General features: G+C 46.9%; 15 protein-coding genes. 6 read left to right on the top strand and 9 right to left on the bottom strand.

Annotated elements, in window-relative coordinates:
- The first annotated feature begins 69 nt into the window (after positions 1–69).
- Complete coding sequence (locus Q4592_RS06515; protein ID WP_137674154.1) at positions 70–279, top strand: hypothetical protein; 210 nt, start codon at positions 70–72, stop codon at positions 277–279.
- Here Q4592_RS06515 and menE read toward each other — a convergent pair.
- The 9 genes from menE to Q4592_RS06560 all read right to left on the bottom strand — a co-directional run bounded on the left by menE (position 249) and on the right by Q4592_RS06560 (position 7363).
- A complete protein-coding gene (gene menE, locus Q4592_RS06520) occupies positions 249–1655 on the bottom strand; it encodes an o-succinylbenzoate--CoA ligase (protein WP_303511343.1) in 1407 nt (468 codons plus the stop codon). The genes Q4592_RS06515 and menE overlap by 31 nt on opposite strands.
- 75 nt (positions 1656–1730) lie before the next feature.
- Positions 1731–2294 carry a HupE/UreJ family protein gene (locus Q4592_RS06525; RefSeq protein ID WP_137674152.1) on the bottom strand — a complete coding sequence of 188 codons (564 nt, stop codon included), beginning with the start codon at positions 2292–2294 and terminating at the stop codon, positions 1731–1733.
- Positions 2295–2317: 23 nt separating this feature from the next.
- Positions 2318–2953, bottom strand: coding sequence for an urease accessory protein UreG (gene ureG, locus Q4592_RS06530; protein ID WP_303511345.1), 636 nt, complete (start codon positions 2951–2953; stop codon positions 2318–2320).
- 27 nt (positions 2954–2980) lie between these two features.
- Positions 2981–3649 (bottom strand): urease accessory protein UreF, encoded by a 669-nt coding sequence (locus Q4592_RS06535; RefSeq protein ID WP_303511346.1) that lies wholly within the window; start codon positions 3647–3649, stop codon positions 2981–2983.
- On the bottom strand, positions 3649–4095 hold the full coding sequence (gene ureE / locus Q4592_RS06540; protein ID WP_303511348.1) for an urease accessory protein UreE: 447 nt from the start codon (positions 4093–4095) through the stop codon (positions 3649–3651). The genes Q4592_RS06535 and ureE overlap by 1 nt, the downstream gene beginning before the upstream one ends.
- Positions 4096–4106: 11 nt before the next feature.
- Positions 4107–5813, bottom strand: coding sequence for an urease subunit alpha (ureC, locus tag Q4592_RS06545; protein WP_303511350.1), 1707 nt, complete (start codon positions 5811–5813; stop codon positions 4107–4109).
- The gene (locus Q4592_RS06550; protein ID WP_137674147.1) at positions 5810–6133 is read right to left on the bottom strand and encodes an urease subunit beta; all 324 of its coding nucleotides are present in this window, start codon (positions 6131–6133) and stop codon (positions 5810–5812) included. The genes ureC and Q4592_RS06550 overlap by 4 nt, the downstream gene beginning before the upstream one ends.
- Before the next feature lie 21 nt (positions 6134–6154).
- The gene (ureA, locus tag Q4592_RS06555; RefSeq protein ID WP_137674146.1) at positions 6155–6457 is read right to left on the bottom strand and encodes an urease subunit gamma; all 303 of its coding nucleotides are present in this window, start codon (positions 6455–6457) and stop codon (positions 6155–6157) included.
- Positions 6458–6478: 21 nt separating this feature from the next.
- Positions 6479–7363 (bottom strand): urease accessory protein UreD, encoded by an 885-nt coding sequence (locus tag Q4592_RS06560; RefSeq protein WP_303511359.1) that lies wholly within the window; start codon positions 7361–7363, stop codon positions 6479–6481.
- A gap of 389 nt (positions 7364–7752) precedes the next feature.
- Here Q4592_RS06560 and urtA point away from each other — a divergent pair, with 389 nt between their 5' ends.
- The 5 genes from urtA to urtE all read left to right on the top strand — a co-directional run bounded on the left by urtA (position 7753) and on the right by urtE (position 13511).
- A complete protein-coding gene (gene urtA, locus Q4592_RS06565; protein WP_137674144.1) occupies positions 7753–9048 on the top strand; it encodes an urea ABC transporter substrate-binding protein in 1296 nt (431 codons plus the stop codon).
- Positions 9049–9156: 108 nt separating this feature from the next.
- A complete protein-coding gene (urtB, locus tag Q4592_RS06570; protein WP_303511362.1) occupies positions 9157–10764 on the top strand; it encodes an urea ABC transporter permease subunit UrtB in 1608 nt (535 codons plus the stop codon).
- Between the two features lie 3 nt (positions 10765–10767).
- Complete coding sequence (gene urtC / locus Q4592_RS06575; protein ID WP_303511364.1) at positions 10768–11982, top strand: urea ABC transporter permease subunit UrtC; 1215 nt, start codon at positions 10768–10770, stop codon at positions 11980–11982.
- Positions 11975–12733: an urea ABC transporter ATP-binding protein UrtD gene (gene urtD, locus Q4592_RS06580; protein ID WP_137674141.1), complete on the top strand. Its 759-nt coding sequence runs from the start codon at positions 11975–11977 to the stop codon at positions 12731–12733. Before urtC ends, urtD begins: the two co-directional genes overlap by 8 nt.
- An 82-nt stretch (positions 12734–12815) precedes the next feature.
- Positions 12816–13511, top strand: a complete 696-nt coding sequence (gene urtE / locus Q4592_RS06585) for an urea ABC transporter ATP-binding subunit UrtE (protein WP_303511367.1) — start codon at positions 12816–12818, stop codon at positions 13509–13511.
- Positions 13512–13618: the final 107 nt, after the last annotated feature.

Consider the following 13618-nt stretch of genomic DNA (forward strand, 5'->3'; position numbering starts at 1 on the left):
GTAAGTGGTGGCATTTTGTTTGGCTTGCCACCCTTGAGCGCTAGCTATTAATAGTCGTAAGGAGTGCTTATGAGAAGAGAACAAGATTTTGCAAAAACCGGTTTGCTAGGCCGTTACTTGGCAGAAAGAGAACAATTCTTTAAAGGGGCATGCTGCTTTGTTCCTGATTCCCACCAAAACCTAAAAGAGCAGCAACACTGTGCCTTACAACACGCCTATCAACAGTCTTGGATTAACATTTCTGAATTTCAACATTGGTCGCAACAGCTCGATTTGTGATTAGCTAATGTGCTTAGCTCACTTCGCGATGGCTTTAGTGAGTTTTGCTCGGGTAAATCAAAATAGGCAATCGGCAGTTTGATTGCCGCTAGCTGCTGGCGTAAAAACTGATTTAACTGCTGTGGGTTAACGTCCAGTTCGCTACTAATAAATGCCACCGGTCGTTGACCATATTCGCTGTTTTGCTGCGGTACAACTATCGCTTGGTTGATCTGCGGGTGCTGTAACAAGGCCAATTCAATTTCTTCTGGCTGAATGTTTTCGCCTGCGCAAATAAACATGTTGTTGCTGCGGCCTAAGGTAAATAGCTGCGCGCCTTCAATACGGCCTAAATCACCGCTGTTAAACCAACCATCGGGGTCGCAAGCGCGTATTATGTCGCCATTTTTCCAGTAGCCTAAAAATAAGGTTTTTCCGCGTAAATAGATTTCACCTTGGTGAATCTTAGCCCGCCGGTGCGGCAGCAATTGGTAAGTTGCTTGCCCTAAGCGGTGGTGGCGGGTAGCAATTTGTGAGCTCATTTCACTACTGCCATAGGAGCTATAAACCTGAAAACCGCGACTAATGGCTTCTTCTAATAAGCTATCATTACACGCTGCGCCGCCAATCAAAATGTGTTTTAGGCTAAGCGCGCTTGCCCAAAATTTGGCTTGTGTGAGCAAACGGTATAGTTGAGTGGGTACCAGTGATACATGGGTGGTTTGGCTTGCCAGCAAGTCGGGGAAAACGCGACCTTTGTTTTGTGCCACTACAATCCGTGCACCGGCTAAAATACAGCGCCATACAATGGCTTGGCCACCAATATGATACAGCGGTAAAGACAGTAACCATTGGTCGTTTTCATCTAATGGAACAACCGCTTGTGAGCCTTGTGCGCTAAAGAAGTGATTGCGCCAACAATGCACCACTGCCTTTGGTGGGCCGCTGCTGCCAGAGGTAAATACCATGCTTTGCGGTAACTCGCTGTCGAGTTCTGCTTCGGCGTTAAAGCTTAGTGCTTGATGAGGGTTAAACTCTACGCGCTTGGGTGTCGTTAAACAGAGATCTAAATCGCTCCAATAAAACTGACTATCTACGGTTTCGCTTAAGGCTTGTAATTGGCTGAGCGGGTGATGATGATTGAGCGGGCAAAAAACATAAGCTAGCTGCAAACTAGCGAGTTGTAATAGCAGCATGCGCAGCGGGTCTTCGCCAAAACAACATACTCGCGAACCTTTGCCAACTCCTTGCATGCGCAATTGCTCAGCGGTAGCACTTACCATGGCATAAAGCTGCTGATAACTAATATGCTGCTCACCAATGCTTAGAGCAATGTGCTTAGGCCTAAGTTGGCTTTGCTGTTGCAGGGGCTGGGTTGACAAAGAATTGATGCTCATAGCGGCATTATGCCGCAAACTGTGAAGTTTGTCGCCGCTGTTGCTATGCGCCAGCGGCGTATCATTACGTAAGAATTAAGCGACTAAGGCACTAATGCCAAACGCGCCTGCTAGACCTGCAATGGTGCGAGTGATTTTTTGCGTATATTGAGATTGTTGAGCCGCTTTACCTAGTGCGAATCCGGCACAAATTAGCGCTACTGAACTGGCAATGAAACCGGCGAAGAACAATTTCATGTCTGCGCCAGCGGGTACTTCGTTACCGTGAGCTGCGCCGTGTAGAGCTGCCACTAAACATACCACTAAACCTACAACACCGGTTGAGCGTGGTAGCACTTTAGCCACTAACACTGCCATTACTAGCAAGGAAATGGCTAAGCCTGTTTCTAGCATTGGTGGTACAAAACCCATGCTTGCCACTACTGCCGCTAGTATTAAAGCAAATACGCTTTGAGCAAGGCTAAGTTTTAGTTTGCCGGTTTGGCTAGCCAGTAAACCAATTAGGCTTAAGGCGATAAGGTGGTCAAGGCCTGTTAGGGGGTGTAATAAACCTTCTGACAAACCGTGGTGGTGACCTTCGTGAGCAAAACTCGGTAACGAAAAGAGTAAGCCTGCGGCTAAAGTAAGTAGCTTTTTCATGTTTGATATCCTTATAAAATAGTTTAGTTAGCAGCGACTGGGCTGGTTTCTTCCAGCATGCCTTGCTCAATAATAAAGTTGATGATGTCTTGCAAACCTTTATTGGTTTTTAGATTACTGAATACAAACGGGCGTTCGCCACGCATCTTTTTCGCATCGCGATCCATCACTTCAAGCGAGGCTCCTACATGCGGCGCTAAGTCAGTTTTATTGATGATTAATAAGTCAGACTTGGTGATGCCTGGGCCGCCTTTACGCGGAATTTTGTCACCAGCACTGACATCAATCACGTATAGGGTTAGGTCACTTAACTCTGGACTAAAAGTGGCACTTAGGTTGTCGCCGCCGCTTTCTACTAAGACCAAATCAAGGCCTTTATGGCGACGGTTAAGTTCGGCAATTGCTGCTAAGTTCATTGAAGCGTCTTCGCGAATAGCAGTGTGTGGGCAGCCGCCAGTTTCTACACCCAAAATACGGTCTTCAGCTAGGGCATCGTTACGTAATAAAAACTGGGCGTCTTCTTTGGTGTAGATATCGTTAGTCACTACTGCCAAGTTGAAACGATCTTTTAGTTCACGACATAAAGCGGTGAGTAATGCTGTTTTTCCAGAGCCTACTGGGCCGCCAACACCTACGCGTAAGGTTTGTTTAATGCTCATTGTTATTCCTCTTATTTGTGGCTGCGCTTAAGAGCGGAACAGCCGACAATACTGGGTTTCGTGTAAGGCGCTGGCCAAGCTTAATGCTGGCAGCGACCCGCTAATTTGGTTAAAAGGTAAGGCTAGCCCCGCTTCTCGTGCTGGTGGCAACAAGGGCAGTAATTCGCTCAATAGCTTTTGGCAGGCGGTTTGCCCCAAGGGCAGCGTTTTACCTGCCACGGCCAGTTGGTTTTCTAGCCAGGTCCATAGATAGCCGTCGGCCAGTTCATCTAGCTCAACTTGCCAATGCACACCGGCCAAGGCAAACATGCTGGTCCAGCTCATGGGTTCATCGCTTAAATGCGCAGTGATGTTCTCATCGAGTTGGCTGAGCAAAGTGCGCAGGGCGTTACCCATTTGCACATCTTCTAGCTCCAGCTCAAGCGTTTCGCGACTGGCGATTAGCTCTAGGTTTACGCTTTCAAATTGGGCAAAATCTTTGTCTGCGCACGCTTTATACAGCGCCGCTAACATAGGGATGTCTAAACAAGCCAAGCCGGCGTTTAAACAACCACTTATCCACGCTGCCAGTTGCTCTGGGTTATTCACCCAAGCGTTTTCTATGGCGTATTCCAAACCTTGTGAATAGGCAAAGCCCCCCACTGGCAAGCTTGGACTAACCAAACGCATGAGTTGCAGTTGCGCCATGCTAGACATTAGTGGTTGTGCGCCGGCAAGTGGCTATGGTAAGCGCCCGTTTCTGGGTCAAAGGGGCCTTGATGCTGCTCCACACGCAAACCATATAGCTCAACCAAGTCTTGCAATACGTGGTCGGGTTGAAAGCGCACCCAGCCTTCGCCTACTTGTAGCGGTGTATGGCGGTTGCCCAAGTGGTAACAGACCTTAGCAAACATTAATGGGTTGTCGCTGTAGGCGGTAGTCACCAGTTCGTCGGCACTTTTAATCTCCACCACTTCGCCATTTTCAGCTTCTAAAAACTGCCCATTTTGTAGCACTTGGCCACGCTCCAAGAAAAAGCCTATGTCTTGCTTATCCTCGGTTTGTGCCTTGATACGGGCCTTTTTGCGCAGCTCATAACTCAATACCACCTGGTGATGCACCGGGCCGTGGTAGTGATGGAGGGTTTGATACACCTTTAACATTCATTCTCTCCTTAAAATAAAAAGTAACGCTGAGCGAGCGGTAGCTCGGTAGCGGGTTCGCACTCAAGCAGTTGGCCATCGGCACGCACTTCATAGGTTTGTGAATCAACTTCCATATGCGGCTGATAATGGTTATGCACCATGTCTTGCTTCTTGATCTTGCGGGTATTTTTACAGGCCACTAAGCGACTCGATAAACCTAGGGTCTCATCAATTTTTGCATCTATGGCGGCTTGGCTAACAAAGGTCACCCGAGTTTCGGTCATGGCTTTGCCATAGGCACCAAACATTGGACGGTAGTGCACCGGTTGTGGCGTAGGAATAGACGCATTGGGATCGCCCATTGGTGCCGCAGCAATCGCCCCACCTTTAATAATTAATGAGGGCTTAGCACCAAAAAAGGCTGGTTTCCACAATACTAAATCGGCTAATTTGCCCACTTCAACCGAGCCTACTTCATGGGCGATGCCGTGAGTAATTGCTGGGTTGATAGTGTATTTGGCGATATAACGTTTTGCGCGGAAGTTATCACAACCAATGTCTTTATCTTCAGGCAACAAACCACGCTGTACTTTCATTTTGTGGGCGGTTTGCCAAGTGCGGGTAATCACTTCGCCAACTCGACCCATGGCTTGCGAGTCGGAAGCAATCATCGAGAATGCGCCTAAATCATGCAGAATATCTTCAGCGGCAATGGTTTCTTTGCGAATTCGAGAATCAGCAAAAGCCACGTCTTCAGGAATGGCAGGATCAAGGTGGTGACACACCATCAACATATCCAAATGCTCATCAACGGTGTTAATGGTATACGGTCGAGTAGGGTTGGTTGACGACGGCAATACGTTATCTAAACCACAGGCGGTAATAATATCGGGAGCGTGTCCGCCCCCTGCACCTTCGGTGTGGTAAGTGTGGATCACGCGGCCTTTAAAGGCTGCAATGGTATCTTCAACAAACCCTGATTCGTTCAAGGTATCGGTATGGATCGCCACTTGAACGTCATAGTTTTCGGCCACGCTTAAGCAGTTATCGATAGACATTGGCGTAGTGCCCCAGTCTTCGTGCAGCTTCAAACCCATGGCCCCAGCCATGAGTTGCTCTTCAAGCGGGCGCGGCAAACTGGCGTTCCCCTTACCTAGAAAGCCCAAATTCATTGGGAAACTGTCGGCCGATTGCAGCATTTTCCCTAAGTGGAAAGGCCCTGGAGTACAAGTGGTTGCGTTAGTGCCAGTGGCTGGACCGGTGCCGCCACCTAACATGGTGGTGGTGCCCGACATTAGGGCCTCTTCAATTTGCTGAGGGCAAATATAGTGAATGTGCGAATCTACGCCGCCAGCGGTAATAATTTGGCCTTCGCCAGCGATGACTTCAGTACCGGCGCCAATTTCGATGTCGATATCGTCTTGAATATCTGGGTTACCGGCTTTACCAATGGCTTGAATACGGCCTTCTTTAAGTGCGATATCGGCCTTAACAATGCCCCAGTGATCAAGAATTAGCGCGTTGGTGATAACCGTGTCTGGTACCATGGCGCAGCTGGCTTGGCTTTGTCCCATGCCATCACGAATTACTTTACCGCCACCAAATTTTACTTCGCTGCCGTATTGAGCGTAATCTTTTTCAACTTGAATGATCAGTTCGGTATCGCCTAGGCGTACTTTGTCACCTACAGTGGGGCCAAACATTTCGGCGTAGGCGCGTTTATCCATCTTGCTCATGCTTGTTCCTTATCACTTAGTGGGCCCATTACTTCGCCTCTAAATCCGTAGACCTCGCGTTTACCGCTTAGCGCAACCAATTCTACTTTGCGGCTTTGGCCAGGTTCAAAACGTACCGCGGTGCCAGCTGCAATGTTTAAGCGAAAACCCAGTGCGGCTTTGCGATCAAAATGTAAGGCCGGATTCGTTTCGGCAAAATGGTAGTGGGAGCCTACTTGTACTGGGCGGTCACCACTATTGGCTACATCAACGGTGATAGTGGCTAAACCAGGGTTTAGTTCTATCCAACCGTCTTCAACAATCAATTCTCCAGGTATCATTGGTGGTTCCTCTGTGGTGGCCTAAGGGATTGGGTTATGCACGGTGACCAGTTTGGTACCGTCTGGAAAGGTGGCTTCTACTTGAACTTCATGCACCATTTCAGCAATACCATCCATCACCTCATCGCGACTCAATAGGGTGCGCCCCCAACTCATTAGCTCGGCAACGCTGCGGCCTTCACGTGCGCCTTCAACAATACTGGCAGAGAGGTAAGCAACCGTTTCTGGGTAGTTGAGTTTTAGCCCTTTGTCTTTGCGTCGCTCGGCGACCAAAAACGCGGTAAACAGCAATAACTTGTCTTTCTCTCTTGGGGTTAATTCCATGTTTGCCTCGTAATGTTAAAATTAGGTATTCCAAATGCGTGGGCGAACAGCTGCATGCCCTAATGTACGTGGGCGAATCACTGCCCAAGCCGCTTCAAACTCTTCTCGTACTGTCTCTGCGTTGTCGCCGAGGTAGCGCAATATCACTAAACCGCGCACTAAGGTGATGCCTATATCTGGGCAAGCCAGTTGTTCGCGTAGTTCTTCTAGTAGCTGCTTTTGCGCTTGTTCATCTAGCTTATCTACCGTAGCCAACATGCAGGCATAAACATGCTTGCCTGCGAGTGCCGCTGGGTTAGCTGCCGTTTGAGCGTTGTCGATACGGGTGTTTTCAATTAGTAGTGGACGTTGTTCGCGATAGACTTTAATTGACTGCATTAGCTCGCCATGGTCAAAGTCTTCGTCACTGGCTTTACGCCCCAAGCAGGTGATTTCCCAGGCGATAAGCTGAGCATCGCCTTGCAACATGAAATGACTGTCGAGGCGCCCCTGAGCGCCATTAAATATAATGGTTTCTGGTGGAAGCCATTCAAGGCTGCTGCTGTCTTGCAGATGAAAGCGTTGCTGCTGACACTGTTCTTGGCGGGCTAAGTTAGAGCGGTATAACTTGCCTGAGGCTGGCGTGGTAAGTACCACTTTGCTGCCTTCGAGGCATTCCACATTCATCAGCAATGTATCACCGGCCACTAATCCACCGGGTGGGTGCAATAAATAAACGTGGCAACAGTCGGGTGCACCAAGTTCTGGATGAAAGGGGCGTTGCACCCTTAAAGGGCCAATGCTCTTATTTAGGGTTAAGCGCGTTTTGTTGGCAATGGGGGCAAAACCAAGCTCAAGCTTTGCTAACCAACCTTGTTTGATTGGCGCTGCTGCTTTGCTGCGCTGGGTTTGAATAAGCTGGCTCACATTGCTCCTTTAGTTAACTGCTTGTTTTCGGCTGTGTTTCATTAGCTATATACAGCAAGAACTAAACCAGTTTTTTGGCCTTACTAGGGGCGCGGTTTTGTTACATATTGGTGCTTTTATTTGGTTCATTGGTGGATCAATTTGGTGCGGGCGATTCAAGTTAGTGCATCAGTTTGGGGATTATTATCTATTCGATCATTTTGGTGCGTTTTTCTGAGGCTAACGCTCGTAAAGTGTGCAGTTAAATTCTATTGAGTTAAATGTTTATACATTAACTTGTTGTTATTATTGTGTTTTTTGTGTTTGGCACAGTCAATGCTGTAGTCCCCTCAGCACTGCATGAGGTACCGCATGCTCTAAAGGACTATAAAAAAATAGGAAATATAGCAATGACACAACATAGCAAATGGAAGAAGTTAGCAACGGTAGCAAGTGGTGTAGCCCTTGCGTTCTCTCTTAACGCAGCGCAAGCCGCTGAAACCATCAAAGTAGGTGTTTTACACTCTTTGTCTGGCACCATGGCGATTAGTGAAACCACACTGAAAGACACTGTGCTTATGATGATTGAAGAGCAAAACAAAAAGGGTGGTTTGTTAGGTAAGAAGTTAGAGCCTGTAGTGGTTGACCCTGCGTCAAATTGGCCTTTGTTCGCTGAGAAAGCTCGTGAGCTTTTAGACAAAGAACAAGTAGACGTAATTTTTGGTTGCTGGACCTCGGTATCTCGTAAGTCAGTATTACCAGTAATTGAAGAGTTGAACGGTATGCTGTTCTACCCGGTTCAATATGAAGGTGAAGAAAGTTCTAAAAACGTATTCTACACCGGTGCTGCGCCAAACCAACAAGCGATTCCTGCGGTAGATTACTTGATGGCTGAAGAAGGTGTTGAACGTTGGGTATTAGCGGGAACCGATTACGTTTACCCACGTACTACTAACAAGATTTTAGAAGCTTACCTTAAGTCTAAAGGTGTGGCTGAAGCTGACATCATGATCAACTACACACCGTTTGGTCATTCTGATTGGCAAACCATTGTTTCTGATGTGAAGAAATTTGGTGGTGCTGGCAAGAAAACAGCGGTTGTTTCAACCATTAACGGTGACGCAAACGTACCATTCTATAAAGAGTTAGCTAACCAAGGCATCTCGGCTGAAGACATTCCTGTAGTAGCCTTCTCAGTAGGTGAAGAAGAGCTATCTGGTTTTGATACTGCCCCTCTTGTAGGCCACTTAGCGGCTTGGAACTACTTCCAAAGCGCTGACAGCGAAGCGAACGAATCATTTATTGCAGCTTGGAAAGCTTACACCGGTGACGACAAGCGTGTAACCAACGACCCAATGGAAGCCACTTACATTGGTTTCCAAATGTGGGCTGAAGCGGTTGAGAAAGCTGGTACTACAGATACCGACCCAGTACGTGAAGCAATGTACGGTATCACTGTGCCTAACCTAACTGGCGGTTACGCGGTAATGAACACTAACCACCACCTCACTAAACCAGTACTAATTGGTGAAATCCAAGCCGACGGTCAATTCGACACAGTATGGCAAACTGCTGGTGGCGTAATTGGTGATGCATGGACTGACCATCTTGAAGAGTCTGGCTTGATTGTAGCTGACTGGACTGCCCCGATTAAGTGCGGCAACTTCAACATTAAAACCGGCCAATGTTCTGGCCAGAACTACTAATTTAGTTCGCGTACACAGTTAAGTGCCGAAAGGCACTTTTTTAAAGGCGCGATCGAAGTGGTTCGGTGGCGCCTTTTTGTATTGAATCAATCAAGAGTAGGGATTGTTTTGAGCATATACATATCTCGTTTCTCTCGCTTTATCGCCAGTGTATTACTCGTATTATGGGTATTACCTGCGGCAGCTAGCGATTGGGAACAGGCAGTGCAGGCCTTAACTGCTAAAAAAAATAATCAAAAACAACAAGCAATCGAACAGCTTATTGCCACAGGTGATAAGCGTAATAGTCTTATTTTTAACAGCTTGCTAGAAGCAAATTTGTACTATCAAAAATCTGATAAGCAAGTGGTTGTGGCGATTAAAGAAGGCAGTCTTTATCGTTTAAGTTCGGTTATAGATGGCGCCGATTTAGGTGCGCTTAAAAAATCTAAAATTAAAAAGATTTCGGTTAACAATAAAATTCGTCGCCAATTACGTAATGGCTTGGCGCTGGTGGGTTTAAACGCCAACGATGCAAGTGAACGTATTGCTGCGGTCCGCTCGTTAATGAATACCGCAGATGCCTCGTATACACCAATTATTGAGCAACGTTTGGTGGCCGAGCAAGACAAAGACGTGATCGCCAAACTAAAAGAAATGCAGGCGATTATTAACTTGCAAGAGGGAGATGCAGCAGCAAGAGAAGCAGCAGCTGAACTGCTCGCTGGTAAGCTTGATCCCGCTTCACGAAACGTATTGGTAAAACAGCAATCAGCTGAACAAGACCCGCAAGTTCTAGCTGCCATTGATAAAGCTATCGCCACTAATCAACAACTACTGCAAATTAACACCGTTGCCGAGAATATGTACTTCGGTATTAGTTTGGGTGCCGTGCTGTTACTGGCCGCAGTAGGTTTGGCGATTACCTTTGGCGTGATGGGCGTGATTAATATGGCCCACGGCGAAATGATAATGCTGGGTGCGTACACCACTTATGTGGTTCAACAATTAATGCCTAACAATATTGAATGGTCTCTGCTGGTGGCAATTCCGGCGGCCTTTGTAGTATCGGGTTTAGTGGGCATTCTTATTGAGCGTGGTGTGATTCGCTTTTTGTATGGTCGCCCACTGGAAACCTTGCTGGCGACTTTTGGTTTAAGTTTGGTGCTGCAGCAAGCAGTACGCAGTATTTTTGGCCCCTTAAACCAAGCGGTAATTACTCCACAATGGATGAGTGGTTCGCTAGAAATAAACGGCGTGTTATCGCTGACCTATAACCGCTTATACATCATTATTTTCAGCTTTATGGTCGTTGCCACTCTATGGACTATTTTGCGTAAAACCTTCTTTGGTTTGCAAATGCGAGCTGTTACTCAAAACCGCCCAATGGCCAACTCAATGGGGATCCGCTCAAGTTGGGTAGACGCCATGACCTTTGGTTTAGGTTCGGGCATTGCGGGTATTGCAGGCGTAGCCTTAAGTCAGCTTACCAATGTAGGCCCTAACCTAGGCCAAAACTACATTATTGACTCGTTCATGGTGGTGGTATTTGGTGGTGTAGGCAACCTATTTGGTACGGTGATTGGTGCCCTTACTTTGGGTATTGCCAATAAGCTAATGGAACCTTTTGCTGGGGCAGTATTGGCCAAAATCTTGGTGTTAGTTTTCATCATTCTGTTTATTCAAAAACGTCCTCGAGGCTTGTTTGCCTTGAAAGGCCGTACGGTGGAGGACTAAACCATGCCTAAGTCATTATTAGTTCGATTTTTAGTAAAAGATAAAGTGGGCAACGCGATGTTGCTGGCTTTGTTATTGTCGGCGATTTTAGTGCCGATTATGAGCCTGGCGCTTAGCCCAGAAAACCCAATGCATTTAAGCTCTTACTGGGTAACCTTACTGGGTAAATACCTGTGTTATGCCTTATTAGCGATAGCGGTTGATTTAGTCTGGGGGTATTGCGGTATTTTGAGTTTGGGACACGGGGCATTTTTTGCCTTAGGTGGTTACGCCATGGGCATGTATTTGATGCGCCAAATTGGCGACCGTGGTGTGTATGCCAACCCAGAGTTACCCGACTTTATGGTGTTCCTAGATTGGTCTGAAATACCGTGGTATTGGATGGGGTTTGATATGTTCCCCTTTGCCATGCTGATGGTGTTTTTAGCACCAGGTATTTTGGCCTTTATCTTTGGTTACTTAGCCTTCCGTTCGCGTGTTACTGGGGTATATCTGTCGATTATTACTCAGGCGCTTACTTACGCGCTAATGCTGGCGTTTTTCCGTAACGACATGGGTTTTGGTGGCAACAACGGCTTAACTGATTTTAAAGATATTCTCGGCTTTAGCTTACAAGCCGATACCACACGCGCTGTGTTATTTGCCTTAAGCGCCCTAGCTTTGGCGGGTGCCTATGTCTTGTGTCGCTGGATTGTTAATTCAAAACTAGGGCGAGTGCTTATTGCGGTACGTGATAGCGAAAGCCGTACTCGTTTTATTGGCTATCGAGTAGAGCGCTTTAAGCTATTTGTATTTGTAGTCTCGGCCATGTTGGCCGGTGTTGCAGGCGCTTTATATGTGCCGCAAGTGGGCATTATTAACCCCGGCGAATTTGCACCGCTTAACTCAATCGAAAGCATTGTATGGGTAGCGGTAGGTGGTCGTGGAACCTTATTTGGTGCGGTATTTGGCGCCTTGCTAGTTAACTTTGGTAAGTCTTGGTTTACTGGGGCATTCCCAGAGCTTTGGCTGTTCTTCTTAGGCGCCTTATTCGTGATTACCACGCTGTGGTTACCTAAAGGTGTGGTGGGTTTATATGGCAGTATTAAAGCTAAGCTGCAAGAACGTGCAGCCACTAAAAAGAACGCGGAACTTGCTCAGCAAAAAGCCAATGAAGAAGCGGCAACCGCAGCTAAAACGGATTCAACTGACTCGGCAGAAGGAGCAGTAAATGCGTAGTGTTCATATTCCTCAAGACACCATTTTGTATGTAGATGGTGTAACCAAAAGCTTTGATGGATTTAAAGCCTTAAACAGCTTGTCATTGATTCTAGAACCGGGACAAATGCGTGCCATTATTGGCCCTAATGGCGCCGGTAAAACCACCATGATGGATGTCATTACTGGAAAACTGCGCCCCGATGAAGGCACGGTATTTTTTAATAACGACATCGACCTTACACAGCACGATGAAGCCGAAATTGCCAACATTGGCATCGGTCGTAAGTTTCAAAAACCCTCGGTGATTGAAAATCTCAGCGTATTTGAAAACTTAGAACTAGCCCTTGCGGGTCGCCGTGGTGTATTTGAATCACTGATCCACAAGTTATCGTCTAACGATAATCAACAAATCAACGACACCTTAGCGCTGATTCGTTTAGCCGATAAACAAGACTGGCTAGCGGGCTCGTTGTCTCATGGGCAAAAACAGTGGTTAGAAATTGGCATGTTAATTATGCAAGAGCCGCAGTTATTGCTTATTGACGAGCCAGCTGCAGGTATGACCGACGAAGAAACCGCCCTTACTGCTGAACTGTTTAAGGAGTTGGCTAAAAAGCACTCTTTAGTTGTGGTAGAGCATGATATGGATTTTGTTAAAGCCCTCGATTGCCCGGTAACGGTATTGCATGAAGGCTCGGTATTAGCCCAAGGCACCCTTGAGCAAGTACAGCAAAATCAGCAAGTCATCGAAGTTTACTTAGGGCGTTAGGAGAAGAATTAATGTTAGAACTTTCTCAGGTTGATAACCAAGTGATTTGTGGTTTGAGCCAGCTTTGCAGTGAGGTAAGCCAATGCTAGAGCTTTCTCAAGTTGATAGCCATTACGGGGCAAGCCAAGCGCTTTACAATGTAGGCCTAAGTGCCGAGCCCGGTAAAATTAGCTGTGTACTAGGGCGTAACGGTGTGGGTAAAACCACCTTGCTTAAAGCCTTAGCTGGCCAGCAAAGTATTAGCGCCGGCAGCATCATGTTTAATGGCAAAGACATAAGCAAAATGTCGGCGGCGCAACGTGCCAAACAAGGCATAGCAATAGTGCCGCAAGGGCGTGAGATTTTTGGCCAACTTACGGTATTAGAAAACCTTAAAACGGGTTTTTCGGTATTGCCAAAATCCGAGCGTTTTATTCCCGATGAAATCTTCCGTTTGTTTCCAGTGTTAAAGCAAATGCTAGCGCGCCGAGGCGGTGATTTGTCAGGTGGCCAACAACAACAGTTAGCCATTGCGCGAGCTTTAATCATGCGCCCTAAGTTGCTGATGTTGGATGAACCGACCGAAGGTATTCAACCCTCAATTATTAAAGACATTCAAAAGGTATTAGCACTACTGCGCGATCGCGGCGAAATGGCGATTGTATTGGTAGAGCAGTACTTTGATTTTGCGGTAGCTTTAGCCGACCACTACACCGTGTTAGATCGCGGCAACGTAGTGTTGCAAGGCAGCAAGGATGAAATAGATGAAGCCGACGTAAAACGTTGGATGAGCGTTTAAAAAGTTAACTCGCGTTAATGTTATAGCCGCTCGCTTGAGCGGCTTTTTTTTGTTTTGTCCAATAGCTTTATTGAAACATTTTTGGCTGCATCACAATCTGGTACCGC

Source organism: Agarivorans sp. 1_MG-2023 (assembly GCF_030548385.1).
In the GTDB taxonomy this organism is placed as follows: Bacteria; Pseudomonadota; Gammaproteobacteria; order Enterobacterales; family Celerinatantimonadaceae; genus Agarivorans.

Bases quoted from the DNA above. Each gene is read 5' to 3' on its own strand.
- Q4592_RS06550 (WP_137674147.1), bottom strand. From the start codon at position 6,133: ATGATACCTGGAGAATTGATTGTTGAAGACGGTTGGATAGAACTAAAC.
- ureA (WP_137674146.1), bottom strand. From the start codon at position 6,457: ATGGAATTAACCCCAAGAGAGAAAGACAAGTTATTGCTGTTTACCGCG.
- Q4592_RS06515 (WP_137674154.1), top strand. From the start codon at position 70: ATGAGAAGAGAACAAGATTTTGCAAAAACCGGTTTGCTAGGCCGTTAC.
- urtA (WP_137674144.1), top strand. From the start codon at position 7,753: ATGACACAACATAGCAAATGGAAGAAGTTAGCAACGGTAGCAAGTGGT.
- Q4592_RS06525 (WP_137674152.1), bottom strand. From the start codon at position 2,294: ATGAAAAAGCTACTTACTTTAGCCGCAGGCTTACTCTTTTCGTTACCG.
- urtE (WP_303511367.1), top strand. From the start codon at position 12,816: ATGCTAGAGCTTTCTCAAGTTGATAGCCATTACGGGGCAAGCCAAGCG.
- urtC (WP_303511364.1), top strand. From the start codon at position 10,768: ATGCCTAAGTCATTATTAGTTCGATTTTTAGTAAAAGATAAAGTGGGC.
- ureE (WP_303511348.1), bottom strand. From the start codon at position 4,095: ATGTTAAAGGTGTATCAAACCCTCCATCACTACCACGGCCCGGTGCAT.
- ureC (WP_303511350.1), bottom strand. From the start codon at position 5,813: ATGAGCAAGATGGATAAACGCGCCTACGCCGAAATGTTTGGCCCCACT.
- Q4592_RS06535 (WP_303511346.1), bottom strand. From the start codon at position 3,649: ATGTCTAGCATGGCGCAACTGCAACTCATGCGTTTGGTTAGTCCAAGC.
- urtD (WP_137674141.1), top strand. From the start codon at position 11,975: ATGCGTAGTGTTCATATTCCTCAAGACACCATTTTGTATGTAGATGGT.
- ureG (WP_303511345.1), bottom strand. From the start codon at position 2,953: ATGAGCATTAAACAAACCTTACGCGTAGGTGTTGGCGGCCCAGTAGGC.
- menE (WP_303511343.1), bottom strand. From the start codon at position 1,655: ATGAGCATCAATTCTTTGTCAACCCAGCCCCTGCAACAGCAAAGCCAA.